Annotated in this window: 14 protein-coding genes and 2 pseudogenes; 9 read left to right on the top strand and 7 right to left on the bottom strand. The window is 37.0% G+C overall.

Translation table 11 applies throughout. The annotated features are described in order from the left end of the window. The first annotated feature begins 42 nt into the window (after positions 1-42). Positions 43-1,440 carry an IS1182 family transposase gene (locus tag Bccel_RS06535; RefSeq protein WP_036936122.1) on the top strand — a complete coding sequence of 466 codons (1,398 nt, stop codon included), beginning with the start codon at positions 43-45 and terminating at the stop codon, positions 1,438-1,440. A gap of 112 nt (positions 1,441-1,552) precedes the next feature. On the opposite strand, the gene Bccel_RS06530 is transcribed toward Bccel_RS06535, so the two are convergent. Continuing rightward, on the bottom strand, positions 1,553-1,777 hold the full coding sequence (locus Bccel_RS06530) for a DUF6444 domain-containing protein (RefSeq protein WP_036946025.1): 225 nt from the start codon (positions 1,775-1,777) through the stop codon (positions 1,553-1,555). Between the two features lie 117 nt (positions 1,778-1,894). Here Bccel_RS06530 and Bccel_RS06525 point away from each other — a divergent pair. The 3 genes and pseudogenes from Bccel_RS06525 to Bccel_RS06515 all read left to right on the top strand — a co-directional run. After that, positions 1,895-3,040 (top strand): annotated as a pseudogene (locus Bccel_RS06525) (IS3 family transposase); the annotation flags it as partial. A gap of 191 nt (positions 3,041-3,231) precedes the next feature. Then, entirely contained in the window at positions 3,232-3,828 is a 597-nt protein-coding gene (locus Bccel_RS06520) for an IS66 family transposase (protein ID WP_476748353.1), read from the top strand. Further along, positions 3,825-4,100, top strand: coding sequence for a hypothetical protein (locus tag Bccel_RS06515; protein WP_036944604.1), 276 nt, complete (start codon positions 3,825-3,827; stop codon positions 4,098-4,100). The genes Bccel_RS06520 and Bccel_RS06515 overlap by 4 nt, the downstream gene beginning before the upstream one ends. 254 nt (positions 4,101-4,354) lie before the next feature. Here Bccel_RS06515 and Bccel_RS06510 read toward each other — a convergent pair whose 3' ends face one another. From Bccel_RS06510 to Bccel_RS06495, 4 genes and pseudogenes are all read right to left on the bottom strand, one after another. Further along, positions 4,355-5,002, bottom strand: coding sequence for a response regulator transcription factor (locus Bccel_RS06510; protein WP_036945695.1), 648 nt, complete (start codon positions 5,000-5,002; stop codon positions 4,355-4,357). After that, on the bottom strand, positions 4,980-6,740 hold the full coding sequence (locus tag Bccel_RS06505; protein WP_036945694.1) for a sensor histidine kinase: 1,761 nt from the start codon (positions 6,738-6,740) through the stop codon (positions 4,980-4,982). Before Bccel_RS06505 ends, Bccel_RS06510 begins: the two co-directional genes overlap by 23 nt. A 577-nt stretch (positions 6,741-7,317) precedes the next feature. Next, positions 7,318-8,679 (bottom strand): IS4 family transposase, encoded by a 1,362-nt coding sequence (locus tag Bccel_RS06500; RefSeq protein ID WP_162181915.1) that lies wholly within the window; start codon positions 8,677-8,679, stop codon positions 7,318-7,320. 199 nt (positions 8,680-8,878) lie between these two features. Beyond that, positions 8,879-9,930, bottom strand: a pseudogene (locus Bccel_RS06495) (IS110 family RNA-guided transposase). A 695-nt stretch (positions 9,931-10,625) separates the two neighbouring features. Here Bccel_RS06495 and Bccel_RS06490 point away from each other — a divergent pair. Together Bccel_RS06490 and Bccel_RS06485 are read left to right on the top strand one after the other, a co-directional pair. Further along, positions 10,626-12,953, top strand: a complete 2,328-nt coding sequence (locus Bccel_RS06490; RefSeq protein WP_050753205.1) for a GH25 family lysozyme — start codon at positions 10,626-10,628, stop codon at positions 12,951-12,953. A 652-nt stretch (positions 12,954-13,605) separates the two neighbouring features. Continuing rightward, complete coding sequence (locus tag Bccel_RS06485; protein ID WP_082225127.1) at positions 13,606-13,953, top strand: transposase zinc-binding domain-containing protein; 348 nt, start codon at positions 13,606-13,608, stop codon at positions 13,951-13,953. A gap of 130 nt (positions 13,954-14,083) precedes the next feature. Here the strand turns inward: Bccel_RS06485 and Bccel_RS06480 are convergent, their stop codons facing one another. Beyond that, entirely contained in the window at positions 14,084-14,296 is a 213-nt protein-coding gene (locus Bccel_RS06480; RefSeq protein WP_152965947.1) for a hypothetical protein, read from the bottom strand. Positions 14,297-14,648: 352 nt separating this feature from the next. Next, entirely contained in the window at positions 14,649-16,271 is a 1,623-nt protein-coding gene (locus tag Bccel_RS06475) for an IS1182 family transposase (RefSeq protein WP_050753202.1), read from the bottom strand. 349 nt (positions 16,272-16,620) lie between these two features. Here Bccel_RS06475 and Bccel_RS06470 point away from each other — a divergent pair, with 349 nt between their 5' ends. The 3 genes from Bccel_RS06470 (at position 16,621) to Bccel_RS06460 (ending at position 24,041) form a co-directional block, all read left to right on the top strand. After that, positions 16,621-16,959 (top strand): hypothetical protein, encoded by a 339-nt coding sequence (locus Bccel_RS06470; RefSeq protein WP_036945358.1) that lies wholly within the window; start codon positions 16,621-16,623, stop codon positions 16,957-16,959. A gap of 289 nt (positions 16,960-17,248) precedes the next feature. After that, the gene (locus Bccel_RS06465) at positions 17,249-20,575 is read left to right on the top strand and encodes an S-layer homology domain-containing protein (RefSeq protein ID WP_050753201.1); all 3,327 of its coding nucleotides are present in this window, start codon (positions 17,249-17,251) and stop codon (positions 20,573-20,575) included. Positions 20,576-20,645: 70 nt separating this feature from the next. Further along, positions 20,646-24,041, top strand: coding sequence for an RCC1 domain-containing protein (locus Bccel_RS06460; RefSeq protein ID WP_050753200.1), 3,396 nt, complete (start codon positions 20,646-20,648; stop codon positions 24,039-24,041). Positions 24,042-24,050 lie beyond the last annotated feature (9 nt).

Genomic DNA, 24,050 nt, shown 5'->3' with positions numbered 1-24,050 from the left:
TGATATAATATAACAAATAATAATTTTGAGGTTTATAAAATTATGAATTATGTAAAAGGCATTAGTAGAAAACAGGTTGAGCTAAGTAGCCTAGAAGACCATATAGATGAAGAAAGTGAAGTTAGGGCAATTGATGCATTAATTGAATCAATGGATATTAAAGATCTGGGATTTAAAGAAGGGAATAATGAGAATTCTGGAAGATCAATGTATTCACCAATGGATTTAATTAAACTGTATGTATATGGATATTTCAATGGTATAAGAAGTTCTAGAAAGCTAGAAAAACAAGCAAAAATAAATTTGGAAGTTAAATGGTTATTGAAAGGAGTACAACCAAAACATTCAGTAATATCTGATTTTCGTAAAGAACATATTGACTGTTTTGATAATCTATTTAAAAACCTTATTAATATATGTAATGATTTTAACCTAATAGGAAAAGAATTAATTGCTATAGATGGGACTAAAATAAGAGCAGATGCGGCCAAGAGTAAATATTATACTTTAAAGAAACTTAAATTCATGGAAGAGTTGACAGAGGAAAAGTTAAAGGAATATTTAAAAGCATTGGAAGAAAATGATTGTAAAGAAGCAACAAAAGAAATTAGCGATAGAATTAAAGTCCTTGAAGAAAAGAAAGAGCTCTACAATGAACTTAAAGAAGTGCTTAACGATACCTCAGGAATAAGCTTAACTGATCCTGATGCAAAAAGAATGAAAACTGGTAATACAAAAGGAACAATAATTGGCTACAATGTACAAACAGCAGTAGATGAGAAAAACAAATTAATAATAGATTATGAAGTGAGAAATGATGCAGTTGATCAAGGGTTGTTATATGATGTAGCTAAAAATGCAAAGGAGAAATTGGGAGTTGACAGTATAGAAGTATTAGCAGATAAAGCATATTTTAAAAGTGAAGATATTATAAAGTGTGAAGAAAACGGAATTGTGCCATATGTTCCAAAACAAAAAGTAGTAACACCAAATATCGATTCTGGATATATAAAAGAAAAGTTTATATATGACAAGGATAATGACATGTACATTTGCCCGGCTGGGAAAAAATTATATATGCGTTCAAAAAGTGAAGATGTAAAGATGAAAATTTATTATAATTATGAAGAGTGCCAAAATTGCCCATATCGGGATAAATGCACAACATCAAAATATGGTCGTCACATTGAACGCAACCCAAAGGAAGAGATAGTTGAAAATGCTATAGAACGATTTAATGCTAATGGTGCTAAGTACAAAAAAAGACAAATGATTGTGGAACATCCATTTGGAACACTAAAAAGAGTTATGAATTTTGAATATTTCTTACTTCGTGGCAAAAAGCTTGTTTCAGGCGAAACAGGCCTAGCTTTCTTTTGTTATAATATGAAAAGGTTAATAAACATCAAAGGAACAAAGGAAATAGTCGCTTCAATTTAAGATGATTTAGGTGAATGTAGGGTAATTTAATAAGTGTTATTTTTCAAACTTTCCAGATTCCAATCATTATTCTATATTTAAAATTGCATAATGTTGTAAAATATCTAAAAATTTAATTTTCGGACAGCCTGGACGAAGGCGGTTTACCACTGTTGCTGCTGTTTTTATTAAGCCGGGATTCTATTTCAGTTATCCCCTGATTGAGTTTTTGATTTTCTGACGTTAGGTTAGTTACTGATTCTTTAAGGGCTGCGTTCTCTATTAATAAGCTATTTACTAATGCGATGACTGCATTGATACCTTCATTATATTTTTTTATGATGAATGCTTCATCCATTAAATTCACCGCCATATTCCGTTTGATCTTAGATATTATTATAGCGGTGAATATTTCAAATCAGCATCCCTCAAAGTTTACCATTATTGTTTTGTCAATGCCTGAGCAGTAACGGGAAAAGTTTATGATCAGGCATATAAGACTGAGATATGTAAAAGAATAGTAGAAGGTGGCGAAACAGTATCCTTTATTTCCAAAGAAGTTGGTATAAGAGACACAACAATATATGGATGGGTATCAAGATACCGTGAAAACAGTGAGAAGCCATTTGTCGGTAGTGGTCATATAAAACCGGAAGATGAGGCATTTAAAAAACTACAAAGGGAAATAAAAGAGCTTAAGGAAGAAAACGAGATATTAAAAAAGGCGGCAGCTTACTTCGCCAAAAATCAAAAGTAGAAATATACAAGTTTATCAAAGCTGAATCCTCAAATTACAGGATAGCGAAGCTATGCAAAGTGCTTGAAGTTAAAAGAAGCGGTTATTATGCATGGGATAAACGTCCAGAGAGCAAGAGAAGTATTAGGGAAAGAAATCTTACAGAGCTTGTAAAGGAAGAGTTTTATGAAAACAAGCAGATTCCAGGGTCTGTAAAAATAGCAGAAAGGCTTAGCACGCCAGAGGCACCAGTAAATCGAAAAACAGTTGCAAAGATAATGAGGAATAATGGTTGGAAGTCTAAAGTAGTGAAGAAGTACAAAGCTACAACAAACTCTAACCACAATTTACCTGTGGCTGATAATGTACTTAACAGAGATTTTTTTGCCAAAAATCCTAATGAGAAATGGGTAAGTGATATAACATATATACCAACTGATGAAGGATGGCTTTATTTAGCTGGCATAGTTGATTTGTGTGGTCGTGAGGTAGTTGGATGGGCAATGGATGAACGTATGACAAAGGATCTTGTTATTAGGTGCCTAAATCAAGCTATAGGAAGAAGGTCAAACCCGAAGGGAGTACTAATACACTCAGATATGGGTACCCAGTATTGTAGCAAAGATTACCAGCAACTTTTAAAGAAGCATACTTTTATTTGTTCAATGAGTAGGAAAGGTAATTGCTGGGGCAATGCACCAATGGAAAGCTTTTGGGGAAAATTGAAGCAGGAATGGCTAAATGAACAACATTTTAAGACACGTGATGAAGCCAGGGGCTGCGATATTTTGGTACATAGAAATTTATTACCGCAGGAAAAGGTTACATGCAAGTAATGGATATATGACACCTGAGGTGTTTACAGCCGCTGCCGCAAATTTTTGAATCTCCATTACGCTACGCTCCATTCCGATTCAAAAATTTGCGTAACACAGAAAATTCAAGCATTTGTACAAAAACAAAAGATTTCTCTATGTTTTAAGTGTCTATCTACTTGGGACAGGGTCATAAATTACCGGGAAACATTATGGTAGTTGGCTGCCCTGGCTCATCTGCGGAGGAAGCTTTTTGATGCGTTGAAAATCTTGCCAAAGGACAAACAGCCTGGTTCAAATGCAGCCAAAGGAGTAGAATATTGTGACAAGCTGTTTCATCTCGAGAAGCAATTTGCTTCGTTGTCCCCAGAAAACAGGCATAAAGAGCGTGAAAGGCAGTCTAAACCTCTGATAAACGAATTTTTTAACTGGATGGAACAATTGAATGCATTACCAAATACACTACTTGGAAAAGCGGCATATTATGCAAAGAGCCAACGAAAGTATCTTGAAAGGTATCTGCTTGATGGCAGGTTGGAAATTTCAAACAACCGTGCAGAACGTAGTATAAAACCTTTTGTTATCGGGCGAAAAAATTGGCTTTTTTCCAATACACCTAACGGTGCGAAGGCAAGTGCAATTTATTATAGCCTGATCGTGACAGCAATCGAAAACGGCTTAAATCCATTTGAATATTTATCGTGGATTCTTACAAACGCCCCTAACCTTGGAAAATCGGGATATGTAACAAAAATTGAAGATTTATTGCCTGACAGCGATAAAATACCATCCAATGTGTTTGTACCAAAGCCAAAAGGAACAGCACCTGAAAAATATGCCTGGGAGGAAGACAAATGAACTACAAAAAGCACACATCATTTATGATTGATTTCATCTCTGATTTTGTAAATGGTGAAATAGACCGTTATTTTTTTGATTTGGATTATTCTGCTTATGTGATAGAGCATTTTCCTCATATGGAGCTTGAGGACGCCAGATTTGCAGACTGGTTTGCCCATACAATAGATCAGACATATGAGCGTGGAACTGATCTTGGTCTACCAGATGAAGAGTTTAGGGTTGAAATATCTAAGGCTCTGGATGAATGGCTTGGTAGGAAAAGATATTGATATTATTTAATTGAGATGCCTATATGTCTGCTTGTATTTGATGCTTACAAATAAATCCACAACAATTACTGTTTGGTTCTCATGAGTTTACTTGTGAGAAGTGTGCTGTTGGTATTATGAAGCCAGATGAAGAACCAGAGATCATTGTAAGGGGATACGGATTATATGCAGGATTTAGTGATGAGTAGAGGTTTTGGGTTTTAAGTCATGAGCGAAGCGAATTTTCTTGATAGGTTTTATCAGGTACTATATAATCAGCCTAAACCATTCTTTGTAGCAAATATGGCAAGTTGGGTTCTATTTTTAACATTGTATTTTAACAACAGGGTTGAGACTACTCCTCTTACAGTGCTTGGGCTTATGAAGAGGGCATCTGCAATTTCTTTGTTTTCCAGCCCGTTTGCAATAAGATCCAATACCTTATACTCAGTTTCGGAGAGATCAACAAATAAATTATGTGTTACATCTAGTGTTGCCATATTATCAATAAGTTTATCAAAAATGATTTTATCAAAAACTTTTTTCCCATTTACAGCGTTCTTTACAGAAAAGATTAAATCCTCCGGAGCTGAATCTTTTAAAATATAGCCGTTTATACCAATTTTGACAGCTTCAATTACTTTTGTGCTGTCAGGAATTGATGTAAGAATAAGTATTTTTATGTCTTTATCAAGGGATTTAATCATCTTCGCAGCTTCTATCCCATCACACAAAGGCATAACAAGATCCAGCAGCACAATATCCACCTGAAAATCCCTGCAAGCATTGTATGCAAGAGTTCCATTTTGGGCACATGCTACAATTTCTATTTCCGAGTCACATTCTAAAATTCGTTTAATTCCATTGAGTACTATCAGATGGTCATCTGCAATTACTACTTTATATAACTTTGAGTCCTCCATTGATATTTCCCCTTTTTGTAGTTATTGGTATATTTACAAAAATTCCAAATCCGCCTTCTGGCTCATTTATAAATCTTAGTGTTCCTCCAAGCTTGTTAACCCTATCCGTCATACTAGTTAAGCCTATTCCTTTGTTGACAGACATACAGCCTTTACCGTCATCAATGATTTTCAGTCTAAGGTCAGAATTACTGCCCTTAAGTATGACTTCTATATTTCTAGCATTTCCATGTTTTAAAGAATTGTTTATAGCTTCAAGGCATATACTATCTAATGCATTAAAGTATTTTTCATCTATTGCTGTAAGCTGTCCATCAATACTATAAACCATATTAATTCCAGATGGTAATTTTTCTTTTATGCTTTTCAATCTATACATAAGCTTATCCTTGAAATTTTCGGGCTGACCTTCTGTATTTGCAGAGTTCGGGTTAAAACCCTTGTATAATATTTCCCTAAATTCTGCATTCTTCTCTTTTGCCATTTTCAAGGCTTTTACTGTATTTTCTCTTTGTTTTATTTCTTCTTCGGATAAGTTTGAAAGCTCCTCTTGAAGATACATTATGATATGTGTCATAGCATAACCGATGACATCATGGGCCTCTGTGGATATCTCAATGCGAGTTTTTGTTGCTGCCAATTCACTCTGTACCCTAGCTAGAATTTTGTAATAAGTAATGTCATTAAAAGCCATAAGCTTTCCTACCCGCTCATTTCCATATGCTCTAATTTCCTGCAAAGAAACCTTGTATATGGTTTCTTTAGGGATGAACAGACATACTTCCAAATTAATATTTGTAAAATTATTGGTATTGCTTAATGCTTCTATTGTATCTATATACGTATAATCTCTAGCATAATTTTTTAGCTGCTGAAAGAATTGCTGTATATGACATTCTCTTTTTATATATACAAATGAAAATACTCTGGAGAACATATTATTGTAATATTGAACCCTGTTATTGTTATCCAGAACTATAAAAGGAGTACTGATGCTTTCGGCAAATTCTTTAAAAGCTACAGGAACAAGGCTTATTAGCCTATATTTTATAGCTGCAATAGCTAAAAGAATAGTTGATATAGACATAGCAGCGGGAACAGGATCAAATTCCAGTGACGGTAGCAAATCTATATTTAGTATCATTCTAATGAAGTACAGAATGCTTGGAATTAAAAGAGCCGAAAAAATCAGCATCCCTTGAATCAGCTTATAACCTCTCATCTTAACAAGTTTTTTTAAACTGATAAATACAAGTGGTATTGCTGTGAACCAAATAGTATACTCAATCGCATGACAGAAATTAGTTTTATCTCCAAATCTTATATCATTTTGTGTTACTCTAATTGGTGCTAGTATGCCGCTCCATCTATTGGTAATAGTAAGTATGGAATAAATAATAGGGAGTATGAATATCGGTGCTAATTTCTTATTTATTTTTTTTTGTGGATTAGCAAATACCCAGAAAAGGATTAGGCATGTAATCTCAGCAAAGGTAAAAGAGATGTTTTTGATACAAGCAAAATAGAATTCTTTTAAATCCAGAAACTGATTTAAATGTTTCATAACATGTGACGAAGTATGAAATATAACAGTGACCTGATAAAGTGTATAACATATTAAAAAACAATTCTTTTCCGACCTTTTCCAATATACCACCAGTAGTATTAAGGAAATCAAAACTGATAAGACTTCTATATCCAGAAGAATATTTTTCAGTAATAATGACTCAGATTTCATTATATCCGCCTCTGTATGCTAAATTAATTGTTTAAAAACTTATATTATATAACAATAGTTTACTCATTTGTGAAAAAAATTTCAATAGAAGAGCCGACAAGTTACCATTATTTTTTAGACAGATGACATTGTATAAATGAATAAATATATCTTGAAACTAAAACTTTTGGAGGGATATAATTGTACTGAAAGGGATATTAGAGAACTCCGGACATTCTCGAAAAAAATTGCATTTAAGGGAGGGATAATACGATATTACATGTATTTTAAATAATGTACGGTGTATACATTGTATAATTCTTCAGCAGTCCTTAATTAATTAACACAACGAGTTAAGTTAAAAATAACAACTAAACTAAAATTTGAAGGGACGAAAATTTGTTTGAAAAATCATAATGTTTTAAATTACTTTAAGTTTAAATATTGATTGTGCTAGTAGTTGGGAGAGAGATTATCTGTATGAGAAAATGGGATTTAGGGGAGTAAAGAATAAGTCCAGCGGTAAAATGTCAAGAGAAAAATTGGAAAATGTAAAGACTGAAAACCATTAGCGTTGCATTAAATTTATAATAAAAAGTCAATGTAAATAATTTGCTGGCATAGCCTTCACATAGAAGGAGATTCTGCCACATGCTAGAGAAAAGGGGAGTGACCACCTAAGCCTAAGCACTAAAAAATTAAAAAACTTAATACAATTAACTGACTTTATACCTGCGTAGCACAGTTTCAAATTCTTGTTTCCAATTGAACCGCTTTTGCTCAACTTTAGGTGGAGGCTTTTAGGGCTCAAGTCCTCTTGAAACTGTAAAAGGGTGTTCCAAGGACCTTTGGCAATAAGCCTTACTGTCTTTAAGAAGTTATGTTTAGTACCTACCAGGATATGCATTAGTAGCAATAAACAATAAAGCGTAAGTGCTGAGTAAACTTGGTTAAGTACAGCATTAAAGCTGGTTCCAAAGAACTTCTTGATTTTAAGGTGCTGTTTGATCCACTTGAAGAAGGTTTCTATAGTCCACCTTAAACGGTATATCTGGGCGATTTCTTCCGCAGTGAGATCAAAACGGTTTGTAATTATATAAAATAATTCACCGTTTGATGAGTCAATTACTTGGATAGCCCTGATAGGATGCTGCATTTGAGTACTTTGACCCCCAAGGATAACTTCTTTGTCAGATAAAACAGACTCACCCTTAAGAACAGCGTTCTCATTCATAACCTTCATGATGGCGTTTTTCTTAAGCCTTGATACAAAGAAGATTCCTTCCATGCAGTATCTATCAAATTCTTTGTAGTCAAGGTATGCTCGGTCAAAAAGGTATGTTATGCCTGGTTCTTTGACAAAGTTTTTCATTTTCTCTTTGTCATGAATAATACCTTCAGTCATCACAATACTTTCAGGGCACCCAAGAAGTATATCGTAGAGGGTATGGATCTTAACTGCCGCAGTTTTATCTCGATATTCTGCCCAGGGAAATAAAGATATGCAAAGACTTACAGTGGTTGAGTCGAGTGCCTTAAGCATTCCCCAACTTCCTGGTATGATTCGTATTCCGTTATGCTTCTTCAGCTTAGCAAGAGAAGCCTCAAATATCTGTTTAAAAATTACTGTGTCACGTGATCTATTTGCACGAGATATTTGTGAAGCACTGATAGTTCCTGTGTATTCCTGAAGTTTTTTGTCAGCTATTATAGCTGCTTCAATATCCCTAAGACCAGTAGTTTCAGTCAGATGAGCATACATCATCGTATTAAGTTGCCGAAGAACAGTAAACTTTTTGGTACCATATTCAGCACCTGTTTCATTAATAGCTCTTTCCAGAATGTTCTTTGGCAAAAAGCCTGTTAATGTTTCAAAAACTGTAGTACAATTAGCCGTGTTTGTTAGCTCCTTTGTTAATGTATGTGGCTGCTTGCTTGCGAACCCACTTGATATTAACAAAGGGGCTTTCATATTTTCTACAGGTAAATACTATTACTTCAACCAGAAAGTGTAGGTTGAATTTTGTTAAAAAACTTTATGCAACACTAATGACTGAAAACGTATAATTTTAGTAAAAAAGCACAAAAGAGCTACACGCTAATAAGCCTACCAAAGTTTCATGTAAAATATGGTAGGTTATGGAACGGCCAATTGGAAATTAAATTCCTTTTGGTGGTGTATAAAGCCGATTGCTATTAAGCAGAGCATAGACAATACGGACGAATTTTCTGGCAGTTAATGCAAGTGCTCTCTTGTGTGGGGTTTTTGGGGTTTGGCTGTACTTAAGTTCATAGAAGCGTTTTAACTCGTGATCGTGCAATCTTACTTTGTTAGTAGCTTCCATGATGTAATAACGTAAATACCTGTTACCGAATTTAATCAAGTTAGTATGTGCAGCTGTAAAATTGCCTGACTGATGTCTTGACCAGGCAATACCCGCAAATTAGCCAATGCAGCTTGATCCTTGAAACGATGAATATCACCAATTTCTGCTATTATTCCAGCAGAGTAAACAGGACCAATTCCTTTGATTGAGGTCAGTGTATTAGGAATAAGCTTGACCTGTTCCTCTATTGCCTTATCAAAGATTTTAAGCTGTTCCTTATAAGCTTTTATAGCTAAAAAAGATACAGCGAGAACCTGATTGACAGAGTCTGTAACTGTCTTTGGGAGACGATATGAACTTCTTGCTGCTTTTTGGAGAGCAGCTGCAACGTCTTCAGTATTCTCGAAGTGGCCTTTACCTTTTTTGTTTATGAAATCAACCAACTCTTCGATTGGCATGTAAGATATTTCATCCACAGAAAAGAATTCCTCTATGATACTGCTGGATGTAGCTCCAAACCTGTCTGAAAAAATCTTCTCTTGGGCAAGTGAAGAAAATTTCAAGAATAGGTTGTTTAGGAACCAGTTCTTTTCCCTGGCAAGGTTCTGAACTGTATGAAATCTGGCTCTTGTAAGCTTTTGAAGAGCCTTATATTTGTCATCCATGTAGACCTCCTTATTAATACGTCCAAAGCGTAGGTGTTCTGCTATTACCCATGCATCTATATCATCGGTTTTTGGAAGGTCAGGATACATTAATTTAAACTTATTGACCTGTGTAGGATTAAGTACATGGATTTTGGTATTGAACCTATTAACAGAAGCATCTTGTTTCAAGAAGTAAACAAGAGGATCACCATAGACAGAAGTAGATTCAAGACCAATAACAATGGAATCAAAATTATTCTTTTCTGCGATCCCTGTGACCCTCTAGGAAAGGGTTTTTGCATCGGGAACGGAGTTTGAAACAACAAACTTGGAAAGACTGGTTCCATCAGGATGAAGGATACGAACTTTGTTGTCTTTAAGACTAACATCAATGCCTACCAATAATTAATTTGACAATGAAATCACCTCCTTCTTGATTTGAATTTTTGAGCTATTGAACTTAACTAATGCCCATGCTACCTGATGCATCAACATCCTCGCAATTAGAATACACCTCCGAAAGCTCTATGCACGACTCCTTGAACTGCCATACAGGAGAGGGCTTTGGGAGAAAAACACCCAGCGGTATAAAGCTAACATCAGGACAGGGGAACTGACTTAAACAGAAGCAGCCACAAAAGGTCCAACAGGAGATGACAGAACCGTCCTCAATAGCTTAATAATATTGTTTCACGAGCATTAGTTAAGTTCAATAGCAAATGATTAAATTATCAATGTACAGTGTAAACCTATTGCCGCAAGGCCGCTTAATACTAAGTATTAAGCATATATCTTATGGTTGGCTTTGAGGTAGCCTTTGAAGTAGCTTTTAAGATAATTTCCAGTGAGTTTAAGTATCAGTATGTGAGGATTGTAACTGGAAATTCCTATATAAAATCCTTACAAATACTATTATACGAGGAGGAGCAAAAATGAAAAAACGAATTTTAAGTATAGTTTTGATGTTTTGCATGGCTGTAGCATTTATGCCACAAAATTTTAAGGTCAATGCAGCGAGTGATGAAACAGCGTGGTTTCCTGCACCGACTTTGAATTTGTCGCAGATTGCTTATGAAAGTGCATCGCATGATAATAAGAATGCAATTGATATCATACCGGGAGGAAACGTATTTGCACCTTTTACTGGAGAGATTGTTTATCGTGATCCACATTGGGGGTATGTAATATTACAAAGTAAAAATAAAGTACATTATGCAGATGGAAAGACTTTTGCTCACATGGCAGTTGCATTTATGCATGATTCCGATATTTCGGATCTTCCAGTGGGGAAAAAAATTGAGCAAGGAACACCTTTTTATCAAGCAGGCGGACAGGGAAAAAAATATAATGAAGTTACTAAAACATATTATTATACTCCTGATGCATATGGTGAACATGTTGATATTTCCGTATTTAGAGGCGAATTTGGTAAGGATTTTAAAGAGGATGATTTTAAAGATGATTTGGGAAACGGAAATGTTATTGCATATGATGCATTCATTGTTAATACAGACAGGACTACATCTATATGTAAAAAGGGTAAGATGAAAAATGGCAATATATTGATAAAAGGTGGAAAAAATTTCACAAATGGAAAAACTGATTGGGAACTTTTGTGGGAAGCATCAAGTAATTCAGGCACACCAACAACACCTACAGCATCAACACTTGATATTTCAAAAAATAACCCTCCACCTTCTACACTAACTTATGGAAAAACATTTTCTATCAATGGAAAAGTGTCATCAAACTATAATATTACATCATTAACAGTTAGGGTTGTAAACACAGAAGGAAAATTACTTACATCCAAGACAGTAGCTCCTAATGCAAAATCATATTCAATTGCAAATTTAGACCAATATATTACTTTTGATAAATTACCAAGAGGAAGTTACAGATATCAAGTTATAGCAAGAGATGCAAGCAGTACAAGTAAGACACTTGTCAATTCAGGCTTTAATGTAGGAAGCGGATCAGTTGCATCAACACCGACTTCAAAACCAACTTCAATAGGTACTTCAGGCACACCAACATCTGCTGTTACAAAAAAAGGAATTGATGTTAGTCATTCAAATGGTATAGTTGATTGGGCTAAAGTGAAAGCAGCAGGTATAGATTTTGCAATCATAAGATGTGGTTACGGTGATAATATATCAAGCCAAGATGATAGGCAATTTGAGAAAAATGTTAAAGGTTGTATAGACAATAAGATTCCTTATGCAATTTATTTTTATAGTTACGCAAAAAATAGCACTGGAAATGAAAGCGTAGATAGTGAAATAGCTCATGCTAAAAGACTTCTGAAGGGGAAAAATCCATTTTGTGTTTACTATGATATGGAAGAATCAAATACAACATATTTAGGCAAATCAACTCTTACAAATTATGCTGTTAAGTTTTGTAAAGCACTAAAAAGCTCAGGTTATACTGTTGGGATCTATGCAAATACGAATTGGTTTAATAATTATTTAGATTCAAGTAAATTATATAATTGTGGATACTCACTATGGGTTGCTGACTATCGTGGATATTGTGGCTATACAAATACAAGTTATGATATATGGCAATATTCATATACTAGTAGCTGTAATGGCGTAAATGGCAATGTTGATATGAACATTATGTATAATGAACCATCAAAAATGCCCGCTCCAAAACCGACTATAAAACCAACTTTAAAACCAACTTTAAAACCAACTTTAAAACCAACTTTAAAACCAACTTCAAAACCGACTTCAAAACCAACTTCAACACCAACTTTAAAACCGACTTCAACACCGACTTTAAAACCAACTTTAAAACCAACTTCAACACCGACTTTAAAACCAACTTCAACACCGACTCAAAATAATCCTGTAAAAATAAACGTAACATATCAAGCTTATGATATTACTCTTAAAAAGTGGTTGCCGAATGTAACTAACACTCAGGATTATGCAGGCATATATGGAAACTGCATTACTGGTATATACGCAAACTTATCAAGTGGAAATATAACATATAAAGTACATTATAAGGGTGGTAGTTGGTTGCCAGCAGTAACTAATAGAAGTGATTATGCAGGAATCTTAAGTAAACCTATAGATGGATTGATGATGACTACAAATACAGGTAGAACTATACATTATCAAGTTCACCTTAAAAATTCAAATAGATGGTTACCATATGTAACAGGATATAATGAAAAAGATTCAAACAACGGCTATGCAGGTGTTTTAGGTAAAGAAATTGATGCAGTTAGAATTTACATGGATTAGGTGTAAATATACTTTCAGATTTCACTATACTAAATTTGAAAATTACTTACGATAGTCTAAAAATGAATTGTGCATATTAAAGAAATGTTATCCTAACTAGAACTTTGGTAGATGCTTCATTTAAAGTGCAGTCACAAACAAGCGGATACAGCGTTTCGCCAAAGGCAACAAGTACACATAGATATACTGATAGACTGTATTCGAATGAATACCTTGTTAAAAATGACTACTTGGTTTCATAAAACCAAAGATATGTGCTGTATTACCAAGCACAGGAACCGAAAGTTTTGGGTCTATAAGAAGTAGTGTGTAAATTAATTTCATGCAAATAACTTTTATAAAAGTATCATAATAATAGTATCTCCAAAAATGGTAGGTTTATGCGTAAGCGTAAATTACATCATCACATAGTATAACAAGTACAAAGCTGATATAATCACGAATGATTAGGTTGAAAAAGTCTAAAAAGTAATGAAACTTTTTCAGAGTATAGGAATTTATAAAAATTCAGATAAGAGGTAATAAAGCAAAAATATGTAAGAGTGGAAAAATAGGTAGATAAATGGTAAACTGAATTTATGATAAATCCAGTACAAAAAACAATAGCAGCAATGATGCTAACTTTTAAAATGATATTGTGCTTGAATGATAACTGGGAGACATACTTAAAAAATGCATCTTCACAGTCAGAGAGGTTGAGAGAAGAGAAGTGGAAAAGATGCTGTCATGTATGGATCCTGAAAAGGGTCATTCTGTATATATGTGTTGCGACTGTGGGGAAGCAAAGATATTACCCCACAGTTGCAAGAGCCGAATATGTACAGTTTGTGGAAAAAAACATGCCGACGAGTGGGCTGAAAAAGTAAACAAGGAAATGTATGCAGTTCCTTACAGACATATAATATTGACGGTGTCAGATAAACTATGGTCATATTTTGAGGGGAATTCAACATTACAAAAGCTGATGCTTGATACAGCAGCAAAAGTAATGAAAGGATAAAAAAGCAGAACTTGGAATAATAATGGTACTTCACGCGTTCGGGAGGGATTTGAAGACAAATATGCATGTACAATTTATTTCATCAAAGTATCCAATTACATCTACAGGGATTTCTTCCTTTGCACCACAATTAGTACAAACATACTTGATAGTGTTTTGTGTCTGCTGTTTTCTCATATGGGGTTTCCTTCTGTTTTTCTTCTTTTTCATCCAAAACTGTTCCTTTCCCAGTTATCTTTTTCACGAACATATCTATACCGCCATATTCCCTTAACTCACCATTTTTATTCCTGTAAACCACTTTATATAAAAGCATTTCCCCATTACACTTCTTACATTTCAATGGGTCATTTCCCGTATGCTCTTTTATGTTATTTCTCCACGAAAATGGCTTTATTATATATTTTACAACTAGACCTAACTTCTAACTTCTCCATGACAATACGTACAGATTTTTTTGCATGTCTGGCATGAATACCAAAGTATCTTACCATCTTGAAGTTTTTATCTGGTATATGCTTGATTACATTGTGGGGCTGTTGCAATTACGATTTATAATCGTAGTACAACGCCCCATTTCTATAATGATAGTGAAATATTTTAACCAAAATATTATATTCTTTTTCTTTCTTTTGAAAAAAGAGTATAGCAAATAAAGCTTACTGATTTATGCTCTTTATTATAAACATTTTTATCTAAGCTGTTTTTAATGGATGTAAATATGTAGAACATCGTTCTGACTGAATTTTGTTGTGCAGTTTGTTTACATTATGAGCTAAGCCAAGAAGAATACATTCTGCCAAGATATTCTTTTTCCCTTTACACAAAAAACGTCTGAATCCCATATCTTGTTTTATTTCTCCAAAAGCACCTTCAGACTGAATACTTCGGTTCATTCTGAGCTCTTTTCCCTCATCACTAAGGATTCTGGTTATCGCTGCCTCACGTTTTTGCTGAAATAGTTTTGAAACTTCAAGATGCTTGGTTCGTTCTTCCAATGGCTTTTTGCTGTTTCCCTTAATGCATTTTGATTTAATAGGGCATTGAGTGCAATCTTCACATGTATAACAGGTTTTCTCACTTCTATAGCCAGTCTTGCTTTTGCTGAATTTAATCCCTGTGGCTACAAGCTTTTTACCGCTGCTACATATATAAAAGTCGTTTTCTTTGTCATAGCTCATATTTTCCTTCCTACTGATATCAGTTTTATATTTCCGTGTCTTACTAATTTCATAATTGGAAGGTTTGATAAAAGCAAGCTGACCGTTCTCATCGAGATAGACGTAGTTTTCCTCACTTTCATAGCCTGAGTCTGCAACTATATTTCTGTAAGTATACTTCAAACGACTCTTTATGCTGTCTAAAAATGGTATTAGCGTGGTTGTATCTGTAGGCTGTGGTCCAGCACTAATCCATACTATATATTCAGCATCTACCCCAAACTGAATGTTGTAGCCGGGTTTTAGTTGCCCATTCTTCATAGCATCTTCTTTCATCCTCATGAAGGTTGCATCAGGGTCTGTCTTTGAATAGCTATTTCTATCCCCCATGAGATGCAGATGCTTATTATATTTCTTGAGCCTTGATATGTATTCATCCAGCTGTTCAAATGTTTTTTGGAGAGGAGATTTTCTTTTTCCTATACCAGAGACAAATTGAATATCTTCATCGTTTTTTATTTTGCAAAGTTTACGTCTGAGCTTTTTCAAATGGTGCATCTTGATTTCTTCACCATATAAAATCTTAAATCCAAAATTCTCTTCTGTTTGTTTTAAAAAAGTTGGGAGCTTATCCATCAGTTTTTTCTGATTCTTAGTGACAGAACCTTTCCAGACAAAAGTATATTTATTTGATGCAGCTTCAAGCTTTGTCCCATCAATAAATAGATTTTTCATTGAAATTTCTTTGTTTTCAGCAAGCATCTGCGTAAACTGTGCCAAAAGATTTTCTGAAACAGGTGCAAAATGAATACTTCTGAATCTTGCAATTGTTGTATAATCCGGAGCAGGCGAGCCTTCAAGAAGGTACATATAATTAATGTCCCGCTTGCAGGCTCTTTCGATTTTCCTTGTAGAATAATTACTATTCATATAAGCATATAGCATGATCTTCAGCATCTGTGTTGGGGTTGCTTGTTTTTTCCTTAAACGGGAATAAGTCTTATATAATTTTGATAAATTCATCTCCTCTACAATTTGACCCAGCAACCTTACAGAATCATCATTCGGAATCATACATTCAACATTTAACGGCAATTTTAATTGATAGAAACCACCGTGCGTGGTATAATCTTTATGTGTTAAATTTTTTACTAGCATAAAAATATTTTACACCTTTTGCCGGACTTTGAATAGTCTGGCAATTGTTTTTTGCAAGTAAAAAGGGCTCCTACACTAATTTCTTAGTGCAACAGCCCCATTATAACGGTATTTGTCTTCCCTTCCCTTTCGTACACAAAGGTTACATTTTTAGTGTCATATCCTATAATTCTGCTGTCCGCTATCGCAACAACCTTTCTGCTTTTATTAATCTTTCAATGTGCTGATATATCTTGTTTATATAATTGCTGCGTAAGTTCTATTATTTTAGTCTGTTTGTCTGTCTAAATTTCTGATATCATTATACCGACAAGTTACCATTATTTTTTAGACAGATGACATTGTATAAATGAATAAATATATCTTGAAACTAAAACTTTTGGAGGGATATAATTGTACTGAAAGGGATATTAGAGAACTCCGGACATTCTCGAAAAAAATTGCATTTAAGGGAGGGATAATACTATATAAAAGACTTGCTGTAAGACGAGGAAGAAACCGTGCAACTGTAGCAGTTGGGCACTCTATTCTAACCATAGCATACTATATTTTAGGAGACAGTAAGTCTTTTTACGATTTGGGATCAGATTATTTTGAACAGAAAAAGAAACAGGATATAGCCCGAAGAGCATTGAAACGCCTTGAAGACTTAGGGTATAAGGTAACCGTTGAAAAGATGGGTGCCTAGCATATTCGTGTATCATATACAAAAAATAACAGCCTGAAACCATCTGATTCATGTATAGGGGATATTTTTTGATTTATACTGTGAAGATGGGAGTTTTCAGGATAGAATACTATATGTGGATACAGATTTACAATAGAGAAATGTGTGAAGCTGTATAAAGATTATAGCTTGGGGACTGCTGTTCAAGCTTAATTTGTCGTTGCTTTGCCGACATATTTTGTATGCAAATCAATACGAAATTCATTTTAGTTCAGTGTGTAATGAAGTATGCACAGAAGGAGAGAAAAAAATGGGGTTTAAATTAGCAAAAATAATAGGGGTAATTGTTGTTGGCATTTTGCTGGTGTGTTCCATGAGTTCTTTTGCAGAGGGGAATGTTTTTGATAGTTCTGAAGGGTTTTCCGAGATTTCCGGCAGGGAATACATAAATTATCCTTCCGGATGGGCGGGGAACGAAGCAAAGGACGGCGTATTGCAGACCAATATTTATCCTGACACTGAACCATGCCTTAGGAGGATTGGAAATACCAACGTGGCGGTATGGCTGTCTGACGACAGGAGCAGGAATGCAGTCAATAGAACTGAGCTTGTGTATTCTGTTCAGACTGAGGAAAACGGTGTGTGGACAGCTCCTAAAGCAATTGCTGATGATGGTACTGCCGATTTTTATCCTAGCATTGCATGTGATGGAGAAAAGCTTTTTGTAGTGTGGCAGAATATCAATAAGACTTTTGGAGAAAACGAAGCTAGTTTGGAGAAAATGGCACAGGCAAGTGATATAAAAGCGGCAGAATTTGATCCAGTAAAAGCGGAATTTAAGACTGCCGTGACTCTGATTGATGATAATGTTTTGGACAAGACCCCCGTAGTGTCGGTGAGCAATAAAAAAGCACAGGTTGCATGGATTAGAAATGATATGAACGACCTTTTTGGCTACACGGGAAAAAACGATGTGATATCCTGTGAATTTGACGGTTCTTCATGGAGTAAGCCGAAGGAAACAATAAAGAACATTGGGAAAATTATTACCATGTCGGCTGTAGGGTACGGAGGGAAACAATATATATCGTATTCTGTGGATACAGATGATAATTTAAGTACGTTGGACGACCGTGAAATATACTACGCATGTCCTGATGCAGAAGCGGCCGCGGTTCCCGTAAGGCTAACAAATGATAAAACAGTGGATACTCAGCCTACTATAATATCCCGCAACAATAAAGTATCTGTAATATGGTACAGGGGAAACACAATTGCGGTCATAGATGATGTATCAAAACCTGCTGCAAAAAATTTGCTGACTGGATCTACAGCCGGTTTTTATGACAATTTCAAGGTTGTATATGATGAAAAAGGCTTAAGTCTTTTGTGGGTCAAGGAAGAAGAGGGGGACATTGAAGCATACGCAGCCCTGTATGACGAGTATACCGGGGAAATGAGTAATATTGTGAAAGTAACAAAGACCGGGGGCAGGATTGTTTCACTTGACGGTGTTTACAATGCTAAGGGAGAATTGGTAGTTCTATGCAATAAGGCGGAAAAAATCAGGAAGACTTCAGAAATAGGTACATATTATGTAAATGGCTTGAGCGATTTGTTCGTAACAAAGGTATTGTGGGAAATAAACGGCAGCATTGATAAAAACTCGGTTTACTGGGATAATGATGAGTTTTCTCCGGGGAAGCCTATGACCATATCTTTTGATCTGAAAAACAAGGGTACGGTTACTATCAGGAATGTAATCATTGAAGCCTATGATGGCTCTCCCGACAAGGGAGGGAAAAAGCTGCCGGATACAAAAGTAATTAATGGCTATATAAAAGCTGGAGAAATAAAGAGAATTGATTTCAGTTTTACCCCTGAGGAGGCAAGAAGGTACGATGTGTATTTGAAGGCTGTAGTTGATTATGACAGGGATGTGGATAAATCGGATAATGTTGCTGTAGTAGACACCGGCTACTGTGATGTGAAAATTTCTTCAATGTATACAGCCGGAAGCGGGGATGTCAGGAACTTGATGTTGACAGCGGTAAATGACAGTTTTGTTACTGCTAAAAGCGTTAAGCTTATTGTTACTGAGGATTCCAATACGGGAAACATCCTTTTTGAGAGAACATATTCCAAATTGGAAAAGGGGAAACCCAAACAGGAAATTATATTGCTGGATACTTCTAAAATGACATTTTCCAATGGGATAAAAAAAATATTTGCAAGGCTTGAGACACCAAGTGAGGAATATTACCTTTCCAATAACAAAGACTATGCTTCCATTGTAAAAGCAGGTTTAGTTGTTCCTTTTAAGGTAATTATAATAGAAGCGGAAAACAAAGGAAAAGAGATCAGTGTTGAAACGGCGGTTGGAAATAATTATAATTCATCGGTAAAAGGAAGTTTATTGCTGGAATTATATGATGCGGGTACGAAAAAGCTTCTGATGAGCAAAAAACAGAAAGTAGAGGTTGCACCGCAAAAGTTTGAATATTTTACTTTAGCCTTTAAAAATGATTCGGTGTACAACGGAAAGTATTATGTTGTTGCCAAAGTGGAAAGGACAACCGACAGCGGTATACCCGACAGTATTAAAGAGATAAGCAATGTGCAGACGGCGGATGTTAAGGGAAAATCAGCAGGAGGTGAATCTTCGGGTGGAAATCAGGAGGGAACTCCAAGTGACCTGCATACGGGAGGTCAGGCAGGAGGTATTCCAGTGGATGCCTCCATACCGGTTAATGACCTTGGAAAAAGCAGCAAGGCAGGTCTTTTAAAACTTGCTTTTAACGAAGGTGAGCTGACTCCTGAATTTAATAAGGACACCACAGTCTATGAACTGGTCATTGATGAAAATCTACGGGAAATAGCCTTATCTGCCGCGGCTGAGGATGGAAAAGCATTTCTTGAGGTTCAGGGCGTTAAGCTTAAAGGAGATGCCAATGACTACATTATAAAGTTCTCTGATAAGCAGGAAAGCATAACAATCAAAGTAACTGCTGAAAACGGTACGGTGAAGACATATACCGTAAAATTGGTCAGGTCTGTTAATATAAAAGACCCGAATATTCCGGGTGCAGTAATCACATTGACAGATATAGACAGGCATTGGGCTAGGGAAAGTATCATTGCCCTTGTACAAATGGGTAAATTGAAAGGGTACACAGACAATACATTCAGGCCTGACAACAAGATAACCAGGGCTGAAGCAGCTGTCCTGCTCGTAAAGCTTTTTGAAATACAGCCTGTGGAAGGGCAGAGGCTTGCATTTAAAGATGAGAAGAGCATTCCTGAGTGGGCGTATTCATATATAAAGGCTGCTGTTAATGGAGGCATAATAAAGGGCTATGCCGACAATACCTTTAAAGCCTCTGATAACATAACAAGACAGGAATTTGCCGTAATGTTTTTGAGAGCGATGAATTATGGTGAGCTGGAGGCTAAGAATACTTCATTCAAGGACGACAGCAAAATAGCAGATTGGGCTAAAGGCTATGTTGCAAAAGCAGTTGAGCTGTCGTTAATCTCAGGATATCCCGACAATACCTTTAGAAGTCAGGGAAACATATCCCGTGCGGAGGCTTCTGCTATTTCTAAAAAATATCTTGACGGTAAAAATAATATATGAAAACCGGTGAGTATTTGCACATTTATCGTGTAAATATTGCTGTTGTTTATGTAGATTAGGGGGATGAAAAGTGAAAGTGAGAAAGATTAGGAGTATCCTGGCAATTCTTTTGATCATTGTGTTTATGGTTGGACAGTTCCCGCAGTACGCTGCGGCAGGAGGACAACCGGCACAATCTGAGCCGGTACTGGTACCGGCGCCTTCCTGCAGTCCAGATGTGATTCAGGTAGATGACAGTAAGAAGGATGAACCGCAGCAGCAACCGATAATGACGGCTCTGCCTACCATGGAAGCCGACCGGCAGATTCCGTATGTGACGGTTCCCGTGCAGGAGAGTGCAGTTACTGTCGAGCCAGTCCCTACGGTAGAACTAAAACCCGTATTGGTTCCGACGGCAAAGGACATCAGTCCAACTCAGGAAGAAATTGGTGACACTTCGGTAATTGACGAAACATATGGACAGGAAAGCACTCCTGTAATTCCGGCAAATAATTCTTTGAAACCTGTTCTGCTGGCAGCAGGTGAAAGCCACACCCTACGGGTCAATAATGATGGAACTGTACAGGCGTGGGGAAACAACGATAAAGGACAACTTGGAATTGATGGAGCCACAAAAAAGGTAGTTTCAACAAAGGTAAGTGGAATACAGTCTGTATCCGCAGTCTCGGCAGGAGGAGGTCACAGCCTTGCGCTGAAAAATGACGGAACTGTATGGACATGGGGAAGCAATGATAAAGGACAGCTTGGAGACGGTACTGCTGTGAACAGCAGCATACCGGTGCAGGCGAAGAATTTGGAAGGAATAACAGCTGTTGCAGCAGGAGGAGGCCACAGTCTTGCATTGAAAAATGACGGGACGGTATGGACATGGGGCAGTAACAGCAGTGGACAGCTCGGAGACGGTACTGTGGCGGACAGCAGCATACCGGTGCAGGTAAAGAATTTAGAAGGGATAACAGCTGTTGCAGCGGGAGGAAGCCACAGTCTTGCGTTAAAAAATGATGGGACGGTATGGGCATGGGGCAGTAACAGCAACGGGCAGCTTGGAGATGGTACCGCTGTAAAAATCAGTACACCGGTGCAGGTGAAGGATTTAAACGGAATATCCTTTATAGCAGCCGGAAAAAGTCACAGTCTTGCATTGAAAAATGACGGAACCGTATGGGCATGGGGATACAATGGGTATGGACAGCTTGGATGCGGTACATATTCCATGAATATTATGAAGCCTGTACAGGCACAGGGGCTGGCCGACATAATTGCCATAGCGTCAGGAGAAAGCCACAGCCTTGCGTTAAAAAGTGACGGAACTGTATGGACATGGGGCGAAGGTGGTACTGCCGTGGACAGCAGAGTACCGGTGCAGATAAAGGAATTAAACGGAATGACTTTTATAGCTGCAGGAGGGAGTCACAGCCTTGCATTAAAAAATGATGGAACTGTGTGGGCATGGGGCAGTAACAGCAGTGGACAGCTTGGAGACGGGACAGCTTCTGACAGAAATGCTCCGGTCATTTCAAAGGATGTATATGCACCTACAATGCCCGGTAATCTTTCGGCAATTTCTCAGGAAAACGGGATTACCCTGACATGGATGGCATCAACTGATGAGGCTGGAGTGGAAGGGTATGAAATAATCCGTGACGGTACAAAAATAGGCACTGCAGCAGGTACTTCATATATAGATAGTGATAAGCCGGATAATATATGTATATATAGGGTGAGTGCTTATGACGGTTCAGGAAACCTGTCCAAAGCGGCTGTTGTTGTATTGAATGATACTGAAGCACCTTCTGACCCGGTAAATCTGAGGGTGATTTCAGAAACAGCAGCGGTTTCATTGGAATGGGAAGCCTCTGACGATAATGTGGGTGTAGAGGGCTATGAGATATACAGGGACGGAGTCAGGATAGGGAATGTAAAGGATTTAAACTACATGGATTTTGGAATATCCTACGGCAAGACATATATATATACTGTAAGAGCATATGACAACATGCATAACCTATCGAAAGACAGTGCTCTTGTGAGTGTTACAACAAAGCATGCTGCACTGGCAGCAGGGGTAAACCACAGCCTTCGAGTCTCCAATGACGGAACTGTATGGGTATGGGGAGAGAATTGCTATGGTCAACTTGGTGACGGCACAACAACAGATAGTGCTGTGCCGATACAGGTAAAAGGGTTAAATAATGTAGTTTCAGCAGCAGCAGGAGAATATCACAGTCTTGCCTTAAAAAGTGACGGAACCATATGGGCATGGGGAGAGAATTATGACGGACAGCTTGGAAACGGCACAACTATAAGCAGCGATATACCTGTACGAGTGAAGGAATTAAACGGTATTGTAGCTGTAGCAGCAGGCGATTTTCACAGCATTGCCTTAAAAAGTGACGGTACTGTATGGGCATGGGGAGAGAATTATGACGGACAGCTTGGAAACGGCACAACCACAGAGAGCGTCGTGCCTGTGCAGATGGAGGAAGTATATGATGTTATTGGCATAGCCGCCAATAAAGATTTAACCGCTGTATTGAGAAGAGATGGGACAGTGTGGGCCTGCGGCCAGTGGAGTATACAAAAAAGCCTTAAACCAGTGCAGATAAAGGGACTTAGCGGTGTAGCCTCTATTGCGGCCGGATATGAACATATTATTGCACTGAAGAATGACGGTACGGTATGGGCGCTGGGAGATAACGGCTACGGGCAGCTCGGAAACGGTACAACTAAAGATAGTATCGTTCCTGTGCAAGTAAAGGAATTGAACGGTGTGGTCTCTATGGCGGCAGGAGACTATAGCAGTTATGCATTGAAAGATGATGGGACAGTATGGGCATGGGGCTGTAACTACAGTGGGCAATTGGGTGACGGTACAACTACAAGTAGCAATGTTCCCGTAAGGGTGAAGGGTTTGAACAATATAGCAGTAGTAACGGCAGGATATTTCCATTGTCTTGCACTGAAAACTGATGGAACTGTATGGACGTGGGGCAGTAACAGCAATGGACAACTGGGTGACGGAACCACAGAGTATAAAAGTATTCCTATAGTTTTAAAGGATATCAATATGCCTGCTGCGCCTACAGGCCTTTCAATAATAAAAAAGGAAAGCAGTCTATTTCTAACTTGGACAGCTTCAACTGATGATACAGGTGTCAAAGGGTATGAAATCTTCAGGGATGGGGTAATGATAGGAACAACTTACAGCACGGAGTATACGGATGCAGATATATTACATACAAATAAAATGTATATATATGAAGTAAAAGCTTTTGATAATGAGAAGAACATATCCGAAGCAGCAGTTGCTGTGTGGGGTGACGATGAAAAACCTTCTGCACCCTCAGAACTTAAGGTGGTGTATAAAACGGCTTCGGCGGTTTGGCTGGAATGGAAAGCTTCCAAAGATAATTTTGGTGTGGAAGGCTATGAGGTATATAGAAACGGTGTGAAGGTGGGGATGTAAGGGCTACAA

It is taken from the genome of Pseudobacteroides cellulosolvens ATCC 35603 = DSM 2933, from assembly GCF_001262605.1.
Classification (GTDB): domain Bacteria; phylum Bacillota; class Clostridia; order Acetivibrionales; family DSM-2933; genus Pseudobacteroides; species Pseudobacteroides cellulosolvens.
The sequence above is the reverse complement of the archived record's forward strand: the minus strand, read 5'-3'. Positions and strand labels throughout refer to the sequence as shown.